We start from the raw sequence: 15,599 nt of genomic DNA, 5'->3' as shown, positions 1-15,599 counted from the left end.
AGCCGGACGTCGGCAGTCGTCGCTAGGTTGCTGTCATGGACAGCGAACGCAGTGATCTCATCGAGTCCCTCCAGCGCCACCGCGGCTTCCTGCGGACCACGGTGCACGGCATCACCGACGACCAGGCGCGGGAGCGCACCACCGTCAGCGAGCTCACCCTCGGCGGGCTCGTCAAGCACGTGGCAGGCACCGAGAAGCAGTGGGCCACCTTCATCACCGACGGGCCCGCAGAGGGTCCCTCGATCGACTGGGAGAGCGTCGACTGGAGCAATCCACCGCCCGAGGTGCAGGCCTTCATGGACTCGCACCGGATGACCGAGGACGAGACCCTCGAGGGCCTGCTCGCCACCTATGACGAGGTTGCTGCGGCGACCGACGCCCTCGTCGAGTCGGTGCCCGACCTCAACGCCAGCCAGCCTTTGCCGCCGGCCCCGTGGTTCGAGCCCGGAGCGCGATGGTCCGCGCGCCGCACCGTCCTGCACATCATCGCCGAGACCTCCCAGCACTCGGGCCACGCCGACATCATCCGTGAGGCCCTCGACGGCCAGAAGACCATGGGCTGATCGGCGTCCCCGCGGCGACGACGGGGCGCCCCTCCGTCGAGTCAGGTGCCGCGGCCAGCTGCGCTGCTCACGCGATGGTGACCTCGAGGCCGGGGGCCTGCACGTCCACGACTTCCCCTCCGGAGTCGACCGACACCGACACCTCGACGTCACCGACCCGTATCCCCCGCACCGTCGTGGCGCCGAAGGGTGCCGGTCTCATCGGCGCGATCGTGAGACTGCGGTTCGGCGCGTCGGCGGTCAGGCCGAGCGCCACTTCCACCAGCACCCCCGCCGACGCGGCCGCCCAGGCCTGCGGTCGGCACGACGCCGGGTAGGGCACGGGCCGTCCCATGAGGAGCTCGCCACCGAACAGCTCTGGCCACCTGTTCCCGCTCGACGAGGCGACCTCGATCAGGGTCTCGAGCACGCGTCCGGCCTCCTCGGTGAAGCCCTCTCTGGCCAGCCCGAGCGCCACGATGGCGTTGTCATGGGTCCAGACCGAGCCGGTGTGATAGCCGATCGGGTTGTAGGCGGGGTTGTCACGAGAGAGGGTGCGCACGCCTGCGTCCCCGAGCATGTCCGGCGACGTGAGCGTCCGGGCCGTCCGTCGCGCCTCCGGTGCACTGAGCACGCCGCTCCCGAGGACGTGGCCCATGTTGCTGCCCACGCCGTCGACGGGTTCGCCGTCGCCCGCGATCGCCATGGACAGGTACCTGCCGGTCGAGGACTCATCGACCCAGAACAGCTCGCGAACGGTGCCGGTGAGGTCGTCGGCCCATGACCGCCACTCGTCACCGGGTTCGCCCAGCACCGACTCGAGAAGGTGCGCCGCACCGCAGGCTGCCGCGACGGCATACGCCTGCGTCTCCAGCAGAGCGATGGGCCCCATGGCGATCGAGCCGTCGCTGTGGCGCATCGAGTCACCGGAGTCCTTCCAGCCCTGGTTGGCCAGGCCCGAGCCGCTCTCGTCGACGTAGCGGAGCAGCCCGTCACCCTTGTCCGCCTCGGCGCGCATCCAGGACAGGGCAGCCCGCAAGTGAGGAGCGAGCTCCTGGACGACCTGGTCGTCCAGGCCCCAACGCCACGAGTCGTGCAGCAACCCGACCCACAGTGGTGTCGCGTCGACCGAGCCGTAGTAGACCGGCGGCAGCGTCATGCCCGTCACCGGGTCGACGTAGGGGGTCCGTCGGACCTCGTGGAGGATCTTGCCCGGGGCCGACGCCGCGACCGAGTCGGTCGCGGTCGCCTGGCGTCGGGCCAGCGCGCGCAGCGTCCCCCGGGCGAGGTCGGTGCCGAAGGGGAGCATGAAGCGGGCGGCCCACAGGGAGTCGCGACCGAAGAGCGTGAGGTACCACGGCGTCCCGGCTGCCGCGAAGACGTCCCCGGGTGACTCCGGGTCGGTGAGCAGGAGTCCACGCAGGTCGACGAGCGACTGGGTGAGGATCCTGCCCGGGCGGGGGTCCGTGGCCTCGAGCGCGACGTCGTCCCAGTGGATCTCGTCCCAGCCTGCGTCGGTCGCAAAGACCGCGTGACCCATCCGACGGCTCTGCACGCTCGTCTCAAGGGTCGACGAGGCGCCCGGCGCGACCGTCGTCACCCACACCCAGGTCGCGCTGCCGTCCTCGTGGTGGCCGGACCCCTCCGACGCCGTGAACGTCGTGGCGTGCCGCCCGTCCTGCCAGGTCACCCCACCGTCCGTGACCTGCGCGTCAAGGAGGTCCGCACCGGCCCCACCCTTCACCGTCGCCACGTCGGCGCCGTCGGCGCCCAGGCGTATCACCAGCCGCACCTCGACAGGTCCTGCGGCGTGCGAGCTGACGGTCAGGGTCTCGCGCATGCCCTGGTCGACGAGCGTCCGGCCGCGCACGAGCCCCACCGTCGGGTCGGCGCCGAGGTCGCCGAGCGAACGCAGGAGTGTCGAGACCGTCGTCGTCGGACCGGAGCTCCCTGCTGCCAGCCAGGTGGGCCGCTCGTCCTCGACCCGGACCTCCCACAGCGACAGGACGCGCCGGTCGTCGACGAACAGCCCGGTCCCGGGCTCGCCCATGTCGCCATGGCGGTCCGAGACGCTCGTGACGTTGCCCCGCACCGCGATCTCGAGCTCGTGGAGCCACGGCTGCACGTAGCGCGTCATGCTCGCATCCGCTCCCTGCTCTCGGTCCTCGGCGTGGGCGGTGATGCCCTCGGTCGCTTGACAGCCAAACGTGGTCCGGGTCACAGTAGGCACTATAGCGATTTGAAGGTTCAAATTCGATACACATCGTTTTGGGCCCGCAGCCGCACCGCTTCTCACCGTCGAGGAGGTCCCCATGGCGTCACGGCCGTCAGCTCGAAGCCGCGCGACCGTCAACGACGTCGCATCCGCGGCCCGGGTCTCACGCCAGACGGTCTCCAACGCCCTCATGCACCCCGAGCGGGTCAGGCCCGAGACCCTGCGGCGCGTGCACGCGGAGATCGAGCGTCTGGGCTACTCCCCCTCGACGGCTGCCAGCTCCCTGCGCCAGCAAAGGGCCGGTGCCGTGGGCATGGAGCTGACCGGTCTGGGGTCGCAGTCCCTGAGCGACGCCCTCGCGCCGTTCCTGGTCTCGCTCACCATCTGCGCCCCTACTCACGAGTGCCACATCGTGACGTTCGGGTCCGACCAGGACGGCCCCACCCTCGAGCGTTACCGCGAGATGTGGCGCGGCCGCCTCGTCGACGCCTTCGTCATCATGGACACCCACCACGGCGACCCCCGCCCGACGTGGCTGGCCGACCAGGGGATCCCGTTCGCCTCCTTCGGCCGCGTCTGGGACGAGCCCGCCTTCACTGCCTGGGCTGATGTGGACGGGCGCGCCGGCACCGACACCGCGGTGGAGCACCTCGTCTCCGAGGGGTACGGAGCCATCGGCTACCTCGGCTGGCCCTACGGCTCCCTCGTGGGTGACGAGCGCCGCGAGGGCTGGGCCAATGCCACCGCCCGCCACGGTCGCGGCGACCTGAGCCTCCAGGAAACCTCCAACCAGGTCCTCCCCGAGGCCATCGACGCGGCAGGTCGGCTGGTGGACCGCGTCGGCGACGGTGGCGCCATCGTCTGTGCCTCCGACCTGCTCGCCCTCGCCGTCCACCACGTCCTGCTCACCCGTGGACTGAGGCCGGGCCGGGACGTGGGGATCGTCGGCTTCGACGGATCCCAGTCCGCACTCGCCCACGGTCTCACCAGCGTGGCGCAGCCGTTCCGGGCGATCGCCGACGAGCTGCTCACCCAGGTGCACGACCAGCTGACCTCCGCTCCCCAGCCCACCTCCGGCGTCATGCTCACCCCCGCACTCGTCCACCGATCCAGCTCGCATCGCAGACCCACCGCCCCCGCCACCCACCATCAGGAGAAGTCATGAACACCCACCGCGCCCGGCGCTCACGCGCCGCCATCGTCTGTGCCGCAGGCGTCATCCTCTCGCTCGCCGCATGCGGCGGCGGCGGAGGTTTCGAGGAGGACTCCGCTGCCCCGCAGCAGTCGACCGGGCCCTCCAGCTTCCAGATTCTCATCGGCACGTCCGGTGACGCCGAGACCGCTGCTGTCAAGGCTGCCGCGGACGGCTGGGCGAAGAAGACCGGCAACACCGCAGAGGTCATCGTCGCCTCCGACCTCAACCAGCAGCTCGGCCAGGGGTTCGCCGGCGGAACGCCGCCGGACATCTTCTACGCGGACGCTGCCCGCATCGGCGACTTCGCCAAGGCCGGGAACCTGTTCGCCTACGGGGACCAGGTCGCGGACGCGGGCTTCCTCGACAGCCTCGTCAAGACCTACACCTACGAGGACAAGCTCCAGTGCGCGCCCAAGGACTTCTCGACGCTGGCCCTCATCATCAACACCGACCTGTGGACCAAGGCCGGCCTCACCGACGCCGACATCCCCAAGGACTGGGCCGGTCTCGAGGCCGCGGCCACGAAGCTCACGAACGGCAAGGTCACCGGCCTCGTCGTCAGCGGCGAGTGGGCCCGGGTAGGCGCCTTCATGAAGCAGGCGGGTGGCTGGGTCGTCAACGAGGACGGCACCGAGGTCACGGCCGACTCGGCCGAGAACCTCGCCGGGCTGACGCAGGCGCAGAAGCTCCTGAAGTCCGGATCCATGAAGTATGCCAAGGAGGTCGACTCCGGCTGGGGCGGCGAGGCACTGGGCAAGGGCGTTGCCGCGATGACGATCGAGGGCAACTGGATCCGGGGTGCCCTCACCAAGGACTTCCCGAACATCAAGACCAAGGTCGTCGAGCTGCCCGAGGGCCCCGGCGGAAAGGGCACCCTCGTCTTCAGCAACTGCTGGGGCATCGCTGCCAAGTCCAAGTCGCAGGCGGCGGCGGTCGACCTGGTCAAGACGCTGACCTCAACCGAGCAGCAGATGGCCTTCGCCAAGGCGTTCGGCGTCATGCCGTCGACCAAGGAGGGCAGCGAGCAGTACGCCCAGCAGTTCCCGGACAACGCCGCCTTCGCGGCCGGCGGTGAGTACGGTCAGGGCCCGGTCAACGCGCCCGGCTTCGACCCCGTCATGGCCGCGTTCAACACCGACCTCGAGCAGCTGAAGACCAAGGACCCCAAGGCCATCCTCGAGGCCCTCCAGAAGAATGGCGCCTCCGCCCTCGGCGGGAAGTGAGCCATGACCAGTGATGTCGCATCCCGTCGCGGCCGGACAGCCTCCGGCCGCGACGGGACCCGCAAGGGTGATGGCGCGGCGGGCTGGTTGTTCACGGCCCCCATGCTCCTGATCCTCGGTGTCTTCCTGTTCATCCCGGTCCTCATGGCCTTCTACGTGAGCCTGACCAGCTGGAACGGCAACGGATCGCCGTTCACGGGAGGGGAGAACGCGCAGTTCGTCGGGGTCGACAACTACACCTCGCTGTTCGCCGAGGACGGCCTGCGGCGAGAGAACTTCATGCAGAGCATCGGCAACAACTTCTGGTTCGTGTTCTTCGTCGTGCCGCTGCAGACCGCCCTGTCGTTCTTCCTCGCCGTGATCGTCAACAACAAGTTCCTCAAGGGCAAGGGGTTCTTCCGGACCGCGTTCTACTTCCCGTCGGTGACCAGCTCGATCGCGATATCGGTCGTGTTCATCTTCCTGTTCGCGAACTCGGGTGCGGTCAACGCCGTTCTGAGCAAGCTCGGCGTCGACGGGCCGGCCTGGTTCAGCGATGCCCGTGGGCTGTTCCACATCCTCGCCGGCGGCGTCGGTGTGGACGGCGCGCCCGGGTTCGCCGAGGCGGAGGTCCTCGGACGCAGTCTCTGGGACTGGTTCTCCGGGCCCTCGGTCGCCATGTGTGTCGTCATCATCCTGGTCGTCTGGACCACCACCGGAACCTTCATGCTGATGTTCCTCGCAGCGCTCCAGGACGTCCCGGTGGAGGTCGAGGAGGCCGCGATGCTCGACGGCACCACGGGGTGGCAGAAGATGCGTCACGTCACGGTCCCGATGCTCAAACCCGCGTTCTTCCTCGTGACGACCCTCGGACTCATCGGCACGTGGCAGGTCTTCGACCAGATCTACGTGATGGGCAAGGGTGCTCCCGCGAACACCACGCTGACACCGGCGTTCCTGTCCTACAAGCAGTCGTTCACGAGTCTCGACTACGGCACGGGAGCGGCGATCTCGTTCGTCGTCTTCGCACTCATCGTCGCGCTTACCTCGGCCCAGCGGTGGCTCCTGCGCGACCGTGACCCCAAGCCCCGGCGCAAGGCACGCCAGGCGAGCATCGCGGCCTCCAACACCCAGACCGGAGCGAGGAAATGACTCACCGCACCACCACGTGGAAGCTGCTCGTCTTCTACTTCCTGCTCGTCCTCTTCGCCGTCGTCTTCATCTATCCCTTCTTCATCCAGATCGCGACCTCCTTCAAGTCCAACCCCGCTGCGACCGAGAACCCCCTCAGCCTGCTCCCCAACCCCCTCGACCTCGATGCCTGGAAGCGCATCTTCGGAGTGGAGGGCGGCGCTGCGGTTCCCATCCCCACGTGGACGAAGAACTCCTTCCTCGTGGCCACCGTCGTCACCGGTCTGCGGGTCTTCCTCGACAGCCTCGCCGGCTATGCCCTGTCGCGACTGAAGTTCCGCGGTCGCGGGTTCCTGTTCGCGACGGTGCTGGCCGTGATGAGTGTGCCCGGGGTGGCGCTCCTCATCCCCAAGTTCCTCATCGTCAACTACCTCGGCATCTACGACACCTACACCGCGATGATCCTCCCCCTCATCGTCGATGCGGCCGGCGTCTTCATCATGAAGCAGTTCTTCGACTCGATCCCGGTCTCGATCGAGGAGGCCGCCCGGATCGACGGGGCCAGCGTCTTCCGCACCTTCTGGTCGGTGGTGCTCCCCATGGCCAAGCCGGCGCTCATCACCCTGACGATCCTGTCGTTCCAGGGTTCGTGGAACGAGTTCGGCCACTTCCTCGTCGTCACCCAGGACGTCGAGAAGCGCACCCTCGTGACCGGTCTGGCGAGCTTGGCCAGCGGCGAGCTCAGCGCGGGGACGCAGTACCCCCTCAAGCTCGGAGCCGCCCTGCTCACCACCATCCCTGTGGCCATCCTCTTCTTCATCTTCCAGCGCCACTTCACCTCAGGCGCCAACGAGGGCGGGGTCAAGGGCTGAGCCCTGCGCGGCCCAGGACGACCAGACGACAACGAGAGACGCCGGTATGCCGTGAGCTCACGGCATACCGGCGTCGTCGTCTTTCCGACGGAGTCGGGTTACTTCACGAGCGACCGCAGGACGTACTGGAGGATGCCGCCGTTGCGGTAGTAGTCGGCCTCGCCGGGGGTGTCGATGCGGACGACGGCATCGAACTCGATCGGGGACTCGGTGTCGGAGTCCTTGCGGGCGGACACCTTGACCGTCCTGGGCGTGGTGCCGTCGTTGAGTGCGGTGATCCCCGTGATCGAGATCGTCTCGGTGCCGTCGAGGCCGAGCGAGTCGGCGTTCTGGCCCTCAGGGTACTGGAGCGGAATGACGCCCATACCAATGAGATTCGAGCGGTGGATGCGCTCGTAGCTCTCGGCGATGACGGCTCGGACGCCGAGCAGGCGGGTGCCCTTGGCGGCCCAGTCACGCGAGGAGCCCGAGCCGTACTCCTTGCCCGAGAGGATCACCAGCGGCACTCCAGCGGCTTGGTAGGCGGCCGAGGCGTCATAGATCGTCGACTGCTCGCCTGCCTTGACCTCGGGGGTGTCGATGAAGGTCCGGGTGAAGCCACCCTCGACGCCGTCGAGCAGGAGGTTCTTGAGGCGGATGTTGGCGAACGTGCCGCGGATCATGACCTCGTGGTTGCCGCGACGTGAGCCGTAGGAGTTGAAGTCCTTGCGCTCGACACCGTGCTCGGCGAGGTACTTGCCGGCGGGGCTGTCGGCCTTGATCGAGCCGGCCGGGCTGATGTGGTCGGTCGTGACCGAGTCACCGAGCTTGGCCAGGACGCGGGCGTCCTCGATGTCGACCACCGGTGTGGTGTCCATCGACATGCCGTCGAAGTACGGAGGCTTGCGGACGTAGGTCGAGTCCTCCGCCCACTCGAAGGTCTTGCCCTCGGGCGTGGGCAGGCTCTGCCAGCGCTGGTCGCCGGCGAACACGTCGGCGTAGTCGCTGGTGAACATCTCCTTGCTGATGCTCTCGGCGATGACTCGCTCCACGTCGGCGGGGGCCGGCCACAGGTCCTTCAGGAAGACCTCCGTGCCGTCGGTGTCAACGCCCAGCGGCTCGATGTCGAAGTCGAAGTCCATCGTCCCGGCCAGCGCGTAGGCGATGACGAGCGGCGGCGACGCGAGGTAGTTCATCTTCACGTCGGGGTTGATGCGCCCCTCGAAGTTGCGGTTGCCCGACAGCACCGAGACGACGGCGAGGTCGTGGTCGTTCACCGCCTGGCTCACCTCGTCGATGATCGGACCCGAGTTGCCGATGCAGGTCGTGCACCCGTAGCCAACGAGGTGGAAGCCGAGCTTCTCGAGGTAGGGCCACATGCCGGCCTTCTCGTAGTAGCCGGTGACGACCTTGGAGCCGGGCGCCATCGAGGTCTTGACCCAGGGGGCGACGGTGAGGCCGCGCTCGACGGCGTTCTTGGCGAGCATGGCGGCGGCCATCATGACCGACGGGTTCGAGGTGTTGGTGCACGACGTGATCGAGGCGATCGCCACGATGCCGTGGTCGACCTCGGTCGCCTGACCGTTGATCGTGATCGGGACCTTCTTGTTCGGGCGGTCGCTGCCGTTGCCCTGGTCGGCCGGCTTGTCGCCACCGTTGCGACCCTCGGGCGAACCCTGTGGAGTCGGGTCGCTCGCGGGGAAGGACGAGGCCAGGCCGTCGTCACCCTCCTCGTGCGCCACGTAGGTCGGAAGCACCTTGCGGAACGACTCCTTGGCGTCGGTCAGGGCGATGCGGTCCTGCGGACGCTTCGGGCCGGCGATCGACGGGACGACCGTCGACAGGTCGAGCTCGAGGCGCTCGGAGTAGCGCGCCTCCGCAGAGGCGTCCAGCCACATGCCCTGTTCCTTGGCGTAGGCCTCGACGAGCGCGAGCGACTCCTCGGAGCGACCCGTCAGGCGCAGGTAGTCCAGCGTGACCGAGTCGATGGGGAAGATCGCGCAGGTCGAGCCGAACTCCGGGCTCATGTTGCCGATCGTCGCGCGGTTGGCCAGCGGCACGGCCGAGACACCCTCGCCGTAGAACTCGACGAACTTGCCGACGACGCCGTGGGCGCGCAGCTGCTCGGTGATCGTGAGGACGACGTCGGTCGCGGTCGCACCGGCCGGGATCTCGCCGGTGAGCTTGAAGCCGACGACGCGCGGGATGAGCATGGAGACGGGCTGGCCGAGCATGGCCGCCTCGGCCTCGATGCCGCCGACGCCCCACCCGAGGACGCCGAGGCCGTTGACCATCGTCGTGTGCGAGTCGGTGCCCACGCAGGTGTCGGGATAGGCGACGACGCCGGTCTCGGTCTCCCGCGTCATGACGGTGCGGGCGAGGTGCTCGATGTTGACCTGGTGGACGATGCCGGTGCCCGGAGGGACGACCTTGAAGTCCTCGAAGGCGGTCTGGCCCCAGCGCAGGAACTGGTAGCGCTCGCCGTTGCGCTCGTACTCGATGTCGACGTTGCGCTCGAAGGCGTCGGCGCGGCCGAAGACGTCGATGATGACGGAGTGGTCGATGACCATCTCGGCGGGGCTCAGCGGGTTGATCTTGGCCGGGTCGCCACCGAGGTCGGCAACGGCCTCGCGCATGGTGGCGAGGTCGACGATGCAGGGCACCCCGGTGAAGTCCTGCATGAGGACGCGAGCGGGCGTGAACTGGATCTCGGTGTCGGGGTCGGCGTTCTCGTCCCAGGCGCCCAGCGCACGGATGTGGTCGGCGGTGATGTTGGCGCCGTCCTCGGTGCGCAGGAGGTTCTCGAGGAGGACCTTGAGGCTGTAGGGAAGCGTCTCACTGCCCTCGACCGCCGCGAGGCGGTAGATCTCGTAGGCGTTCTCGCCCACCTGGAGTTCGCCGTGTGCCTTGAAGCTGTCAGTGCTCGTCACGAGCCTGCTCCTTCCGCGCGTCATCGCGTGTGTCGGTCCACCAAATTATCTTGACGTCAAGATACTAGCGGAGGGGCCTTCCTGTCCAACCTTCCCACGCCGGAAACGACCATGGGCGGCGCGGCCCCGGCCCGTCAGGCCTGGTCCCTCTCGAAGATCGCCACGCACTCGACGTGGTGCGTCATGGGGAAGGCGTCGAACGCCCTCAGGGAGACGAGCGCGTAGCCGCGCTCCATGAGGTATGCCGTGTCGCGGGCCAGCGCTGCCGGGTCACAGGCGACGTAGGCCAGGGCGCGTGGCGCCAGCGAGACGACGGCTCCGATGACCGCCTTGCCGGCTCCCGTGCGAGGGGGGTCGAGCACCACCACGTCGGCAGTGGGCGGCATGGCGCTGTTCGGCCGGCGGGGCGCACTTCGACGGCGACCGCCCTTGCGCGAACCGGCCACGCGCCCTGTCGACTCGACACCGAAGACGTGGTCGACCCGGCCCTGGACGTAGTGGACCCACGGAGTGGACTCCACGTTCAGCCGCGCCTGGGCGACGGCGGTGGCGTCCGACTCGACGGCGATGACCTGGCCGCCCTCCCCCACTGCTTGTGCCAGGGCGGAGGTGAAGACCCCGACGCCCGCATAGAGGTCGAGGCAACGCTCACCCGCTCGGGGGTGCAGCCCGTCAATGACAGCGTCGACGAAGGTGGCGGCGGCGCCGGGATGGACCTGCCAGAAACCGCGTGCGCTCACGTCGAACTTCCGCGAGAGCGACTGCGCCGCAACGCTTTCCGTCACGACCGGGACCATGGGCTCATCCGAGGGGATGCGCACGACGACCGCCGCACCCTCGCTGGGAGCGATGACGTCGACCGCCTTCTCACCCGCCCAATGACCGTGCAGCACACCGGTGCCGACGACTCGATCGGCGGCGATGAGGCAGTCGTCGATCGTCAGGACGTCATGACTGCGGTGCCGCCGCATGCCCGCCCGTGCATCGGGGCCCACGGCGAACTCGGCTCGGGTGCGCCAACGCAAACCGTCCGTGTCACCTGGCACCGGCTCGACCACGACCTCGCGCTCGACGTGGGCCAGGCGCTGCAGCTGTTCCGCCACGACCGCTGCCTTGAGGCGCCGTTGCTCGGCGAGCTCGACGTGCTGGAAGTCGCAGCCACCGCACAGTCCGGGGCCGGCATACGGGCAGGGCGGTTCGACCCGGTGAGGTGAGGGATCGACGACCTCGACGGCATCGGCACGCAGGAAGCGGTCGCCGGCGCCACCCTCGGTGATGCGCACACGGACGCGCTCCCCGGGGATCGCGTGCCGCACGAAGATGACGCGACCCTCGTGCCGCGCGACGACGAAACCACCATGCGCGATCGGCCCTGCGTCGACGACGACCTCGTCGCCGACCGTGAGGCCTGCCTCGCTCATCCCTCGCCGCGTCGCACGTCGCCGGCCACGGGGCCGTCCAGGCGTTCCTCGACACCTGCGGAGGACACCAGCTGCCACGGCACGCTGGCCACCATGACCCCCGGGGTGAAGAGGAGCCGCCCCTTGAGCCGCAGCGCGCTCTGGTTGTGCAGCGCCTGCTCCCACCAGTGCCCCAGGACGTACTCGGGGATGTAGACCACGACGATGTCACGCGGGTTGCCGGACCGGATCGACTTCACGTAGTCGACGACCGGGCGGGTCACCTCGCGGTAGGGGCTGTCGAGGGCCTTGAGGGGGATCGGGATGTCGCGGCGGTCCCACTCGGCCTGCAGTGCCTTGGTCTCGTCGGGGTCCACGTCGACGGTCAGTGCCTCGAGCATCGAGGGTCGGGTGGCCCGCGCGTAGGCGAGCGCCCGCAGCGTCGGCTTGTGGATCTTGGACACGAGCACGATGGCGTGAACCCTTGACGGCAGGAGCTGCTGCCTGGTGTCGCCCTCGTCGACGCGCAGCTCGTCGCGCACCCGGTCGTAGTGGCGCCTCACCCGCATCATGAGGAAGTAGAGGACGGCCATGGCGGCCATCGCGTAGCCGGCACCGTGCAGGAACTTCGTCGCGAGGACGACGAGGAGGACCAGGCCACACATCACCGCACCCACGCCGTTGATGATCCGGCTGCGCTGCATGCGTGCCCGCGTCCGAGGGTTCCGCTCGACCGCGAGGTGGCGGTTCCAGTGACGGACCATGCCGACCTGGCTCAGGGTGAACGAGACGAAGACACCGACGATGTAGAGCTGGATGAGCTTGGTGACCTGCGCGTCGTAGAGCGCGATGAGTACCGCCGCAGCGCCGGCCAGGATGAGGATCCCGTTGGAGAACGCGAGCCGGTCGCCCCTGGTGTGGAGCTGACGCGGCAGGAAGCCGTCCTTGGCGAGGATCGAGCCGAGGACCGGGAAGCCGTTGAACGCCGTGTTGGCCGCGAGGAAGAGGATGAGCCCGGTGACGACGGAGACGAGGACGACGCCGGGGAGGAAGCCGTCGAAGACCGCCTTGGAGACCTGCCCCATGACGGTGTCCTGCACGTGCCCCTCGCCGACCGGCTGACCGTCGCGGAGCAGCTGGGTCGCGGGGTCCTCGGCGATCTTGACACCGGTCCACCGGGCGAGAGCCACCATCGAGACGAGCATGGTGATGGCGAGGCCACCCATGAGGAGCAGCGTCGTCGCCGCGTTGCGGCTCTTCGGCTTCTGGAACGCAGGCACTCCGTTGGAGATCGCCTCGACCCCCGTGAGCGCCGCACAGCCGGACGAGAACGCCCGCAGCAGCAGGAACGCCATCGCGGCTGTGCCCAGGGCGCCCATGCCGGGCTCGGGGGCGAAGCTCGAGCTCCGCACTCTCGGCGAGCGGCAGGGTCCCGGCGGCCTCCCGGAAGAACCCGATGACCGCCATGCCGAGAATCGTCAACATGAAGAGGTAGGTCGGGAGCGCGAAGGCCTTGCCGGACTCCCGGACCCCGCGCAGGTTCATGGCGGTGAGGAGGACGACGATCGTCACGGCCGCGGCCACCTCGTGCCCGCGCAGGAACGTGAAGGCCGATGCGGCGTTCTGGACACCGGCCGAGACCGACACCGCGACGGTGAGGACGTAGTCGACGAGGAGGGCGCTGCCCACGGTGAGGCCGGCCTTGGGCCCGAGGTTGACGCTCGCCACCTCGTAGTCGCCACCACCGGACGGGTAGGCATGGACGTTCTGGCGGTAGCTGAGGACGACGACGGCCATGACGACGACGACGCCGAGGGCGATCTCCCAGGAGTGGGTGGCGGCCAGCGCACCGCCGGCGAGGCCGAGGGTGAGCAGGATCTCGTCCGGGGCGTAGGCCACGGACGACAGGGCGTCGCTGGCGAAGACGGGGAGGGCGAGGCGCTTGGGGAGGAGGGTCTCGCCGAGCCGGTCCGAGCGCATGGCCCGCCCGAGGATGACGCGTTTGACCACGCGACCTGAGGAACTCACGACGGCCACTCTATGCATCCGCACGCCCCGTTGCGCCCATGGTTCGCCGGTGTAGCGTCGGAGCGTGCATTTCGTCATCATGGGCTGCGGCCGCGTCGGTGCCTCGCTGGCCCGAGCCCTCGAGCGGGCCGGCCACGAGGTCGCGATCATCGACCAGGACGAGTCGGCCTTCCGCCGGCTGGGTGCGTCCTTCGAGGGGCGGCGCGTCGTCGGTGTCGGCTTCGACCGGGACACGTTGCGAGAGGCCGGGATCGAGGAGGCCTACGCGTTCGCGGCCGTCTCGAGCGGTGACAACTCCAACATCCTCGCGGCGCGGGTCGCCCGCGAGAAGTTCGGCGTCGAGAACGTCGTCGCCCGCATCTACGACCCCGGTCGTGCCGAGATCTACCAACGGCTCGGCATCCCCACGGTGGCGACGGTCAAGTGGACGAGCGACCAGGTCCTCCGACGGCTGCTCCCCCAGGGCCACGTCCCGGAGTTCACCGACCCCAGCGGTCGGGTGGTCATCGCGGAGATGCCGGTCAACCCTGCCTGGGTGGGTCGTCGCGTCTTCGATCTCGAGGCCGTCGTCGGTGGACGGGTCGCCTACCTCACCCGTCTCGGCGAAGGGCTCATCCCCACGAGCGAGACCGTCCACCAGGACGGCGACCTCCTCCACTTCTCGCTCGACCGCGCCCGCCTCTCCGAGGCCGAGCGAATCCTCGACGCCGCTCCCCCGGCCTAACCGACAGCAAGGACCACCACGCATGCGCGTCGTCATCGCCGGAGCCGGGAGTGTCGGTCGCTCCATCGCCCGCGAGCTCATCCGCAACGGACACCAGCTCCTCCTCATCGACCGGGACGCTGACGGCGAGCGGGTCGCCAAGGTCGCCGACGCGGCCTGGCTCCAGGCCGATGCCTGCGAGCTGAGCGCCCTCACCGAGGCCGGTGTCGCAGACTGCGACGTCGTCGTCGCGGCCACCGGGGACGACAAGACCAACTTGGTCGTTTCGCTGCTCGCCAAGACGGAGTTCGGCGTCCCGCGGACGGTGGCCCGCGTCAACAACCCCAAGAACGAGTGGATGTTCGACGACGCCTGGGGTGTCGACGTCGCCGTCTCGACCCCACGCCTCATGACCGCACTCATCGAGGAGGCCGTCTCAGTCGGCGACCTCGTGCGCATCTTCGAGTTCCAGCAGGGTCACGCCGCGATGGTGGAGATGACCTTGCCCGAGGGCAGTCCGTATGCCGGCACGCGCGTCGGTGACATCGCCTTCCCTCCCGACACGGTCCTGACCGCGATCATCCGCGGCGGCGCCCCGATCGCGCCCAGCCGTGACGACGCCCTGGAACCGCTCGACGAGCTGCTGTTCATCACGACGACCGACGGCGAGTCAGACCTCGAGTCGATGCTCAGCCCCGGCACCCGGCAGAAGCGTCAGCTCGACGACTGAGCGACCTCGGGGTCGAGCTGTTGGGGCGTGTTGCCACGGACGAGCAGCCAGCCCATGACCGCCACTCCCGCGAGCCACAACGGCCAGCCCAGGACGATCTTGGCGACGCCCAGCGCCTCGACCTGCGCGGCGAGGTAGAGGGGGATCTGGATCGAGAGCCGCACGACGTAGACCCCCACGAGAACCCACGACAGGCGCGAGCAGACTCGCACCATGCCGGCGTCCCGACGCCAGCCGAACGGGTCGTCGGCGACGCGCGGGTCGCCGGCTCCGACGAGGAAGCCCACCGCGGGCCATTTCACGAGGATCGAGACCACGGTGCCGACGAGGTAGGCGCCCGAGAGCAGCATGCCGGGCAGGAAGGCATCCTCGGCCCTGCCGCTGCGCATGGCGAAGAACGCCGCCAGTCCGGTGGCGATGACAGCCCCGAAGACGTGCTGCAGGCTGGAGCGCTGCACGATCCGGACGACCGCGAGGACGACCGCCACGCCGACAGCGGTCCAGACGGCCAGCTGCAGGTCCTGACGCCAGCTCCAGAGCGCGATGAACGCGATGGTCGGCAGGGCCGTCTCCAGGGAGCCACGCCAGCCACCGAGGGCCGCGGACAGCCGCCGCCGGATGAGCTGCTCGACCGTCTGAGCTGCAGCCCTCTCGTCCGCGGTCACCTCAGCG

At 69.0% G+C, this 15,599-nt stretch carries 11 protein-coding genes and 1 pseudogene; 7 read left to right on the top strand and 5 right to left on the bottom strand.

Annotation, left to right across the window (positions count from 1 at the left end; all coding sequences use genetic code 11):
- Positions 1-35: 35 nt before the first annotated feature.
- Positions 36-563 (top strand): DinB family protein, encoded by a 528-nt coding sequence (locus ACZZ98_RS16710; RefSeq protein ID WP_463517296.1) that lies wholly within the window; start codon positions 36-38, stop codon positions 561-563.
- 67 nt (positions 564-630) lie between these two features.
- Here ACZZ98_RS16710 and ACZZ98_RS16705 read toward each other — a convergent pair whose 3' ends face one another.
- Positions 631-2,679 carry an amylo-alpha-1,6-glucosidase gene (locus ACZZ98_RS16705; RefSeq protein ID WP_463517295.1) on the bottom strand — a complete coding sequence of 683 codons (2,049 nt, stop codon included), beginning with the start codon at positions 2,677-2,679 and terminating at the stop codon, positions 631-633.
- A 175-nt stretch (positions 2,680-2,854) separates the two neighbouring features.
- Here ACZZ98_RS16705 and ACZZ98_RS16700 point away from each other — a divergent pair, with 175 nt between their 5' ends.
- The 4 genes from ACZZ98_RS16700 to ACZZ98_RS16685 are packed head-to-tail and all read left to right on the top strand — an operon-like array spanning position 2,855 to position 7,157.
- The gene (locus ACZZ98_RS16700; protein WP_463517294.1) at positions 2,855-3,922 is read left to right on the top strand and encodes a LacI family DNA-binding transcriptional regulator; all 1,068 of its coding nucleotides are present in this window, start codon (positions 2,855-2,857) and stop codon (positions 3,920-3,922) included.
- Positions 3,919-5,175: a sugar ABC transporter substrate-binding protein gene (locus ACZZ98_RS16695; protein WP_463517293.1), complete on the top strand. Its 1,257-nt coding sequence runs from the start codon at positions 3,919-3,921 to the stop codon at positions 5,173-5,175. Before ACZZ98_RS16700 ends, ACZZ98_RS16695 begins: the two co-directional genes overlap by 4 nt.
- A 3-nt stretch (positions 5,176-5,178) precedes the next feature.
- Entirely contained in the window at positions 5,179-6,306 is a 1,128-nt protein-coding gene (locus ACZZ98_RS16690) for a carbohydrate ABC transporter permease (protein ID WP_463517292.1), read from the top strand.
- The gene (locus tag ACZZ98_RS16685; RefSeq protein WP_463517291.1) at positions 6,303-7,157 is read left to right on the top strand and encodes a carbohydrate ABC transporter permease; all 855 of its coding nucleotides are present in this window, start codon (positions 6,303-6,305) and stop codon (positions 7,155-7,157) included. The genes ACZZ98_RS16690 and ACZZ98_RS16685 overlap by 4 nt, the downstream gene beginning before the upstream one ends.
- A 98-nt stretch (positions 7,158-7,255) precedes the next feature.
- On the opposite strand, the gene acnA is transcribed toward ACZZ98_RS16685, so the two are convergent.
- The 3 genes and pseudogenes from acnA to ACZZ98_RS16670 form a co-directional block, all read right to left on the bottom strand.
- The gene (acnA, locus tag ACZZ98_RS16680) at positions 7,256-10,090 is read right to left on the bottom strand and encodes an aconitate hydratase AcnA (protein WP_463517290.1); all 2,835 of its coding nucleotides are present in this window, start codon (positions 10,088-10,090) and stop codon (positions 7,256-7,258) included.
- A 110-nt stretch (positions 10,091-10,200) separates the two neighbouring features.
- Positions 10,201-11,487 carry a class I SAM-dependent RNA methyltransferase gene (locus ACZZ98_RS16675; protein WP_463517289.1) on the bottom strand — a complete coding sequence of 429 codons (1,287 nt, stop codon included), beginning with the start codon at positions 11,485-11,487 and terminating at the stop codon, positions 10,201-10,203.
- Positions 11,484-13,512: pseudogene (locus ACZZ98_RS16670) on the bottom strand (APC family permease). The gene ACZZ98_RS16675 and the pseudogene ACZZ98_RS16670 overlap by 4 nt, the downstream one beginning before the upstream one ends.
- A 46-nt stretch (positions 13,513-13,558) precedes the next feature.
- On the opposite strand from ACZZ98_RS16670, the gene ACZZ98_RS16665 reads away from it, so the two are divergent.
- Positions 13,559-14,218: a potassium channel family protein gene (locus ACZZ98_RS16665; protein ID WP_463517288.1), complete on the top strand. Its 660-nt coding sequence runs from the start codon at positions 13,559-13,561 to the stop codon at positions 14,216-14,218.
- Positions 14,219-14,240: 22 nt separating this feature from the next.
- Positions 14,241-14,927, top strand: a complete 687-nt coding sequence (locus ACZZ98_RS16660; RefSeq protein ID WP_380089063.1) for a potassium channel family protein — start codon at positions 14,241-14,243, stop codon at positions 14,925-14,927.
- Here the strand turns inward: ACZZ98_RS16660 and ACZZ98_RS16655 are convergent.
- Entirely contained in the window at positions 14,912-15,592 is a 681-nt protein-coding gene (locus ACZZ98_RS16655; protein ID WP_463517287.1) for a DUF3159 domain-containing protein, read from the bottom strand. The two genes, ACZZ98_RS16660 and ACZZ98_RS16655, sit on opposite strands and share 16 nt — an antisense overlap.
- Positions 15,593-15,599 lie beyond the last annotated feature (7 nt).

The sequence above is a fragment of the Knoellia sp. AC549 genome, from assembly GCF_979258975.1.
Note: the sequence above shows the minus strand (reverse complement) of the source record. Positions and strands in the feature narration are given on the sequence as shown.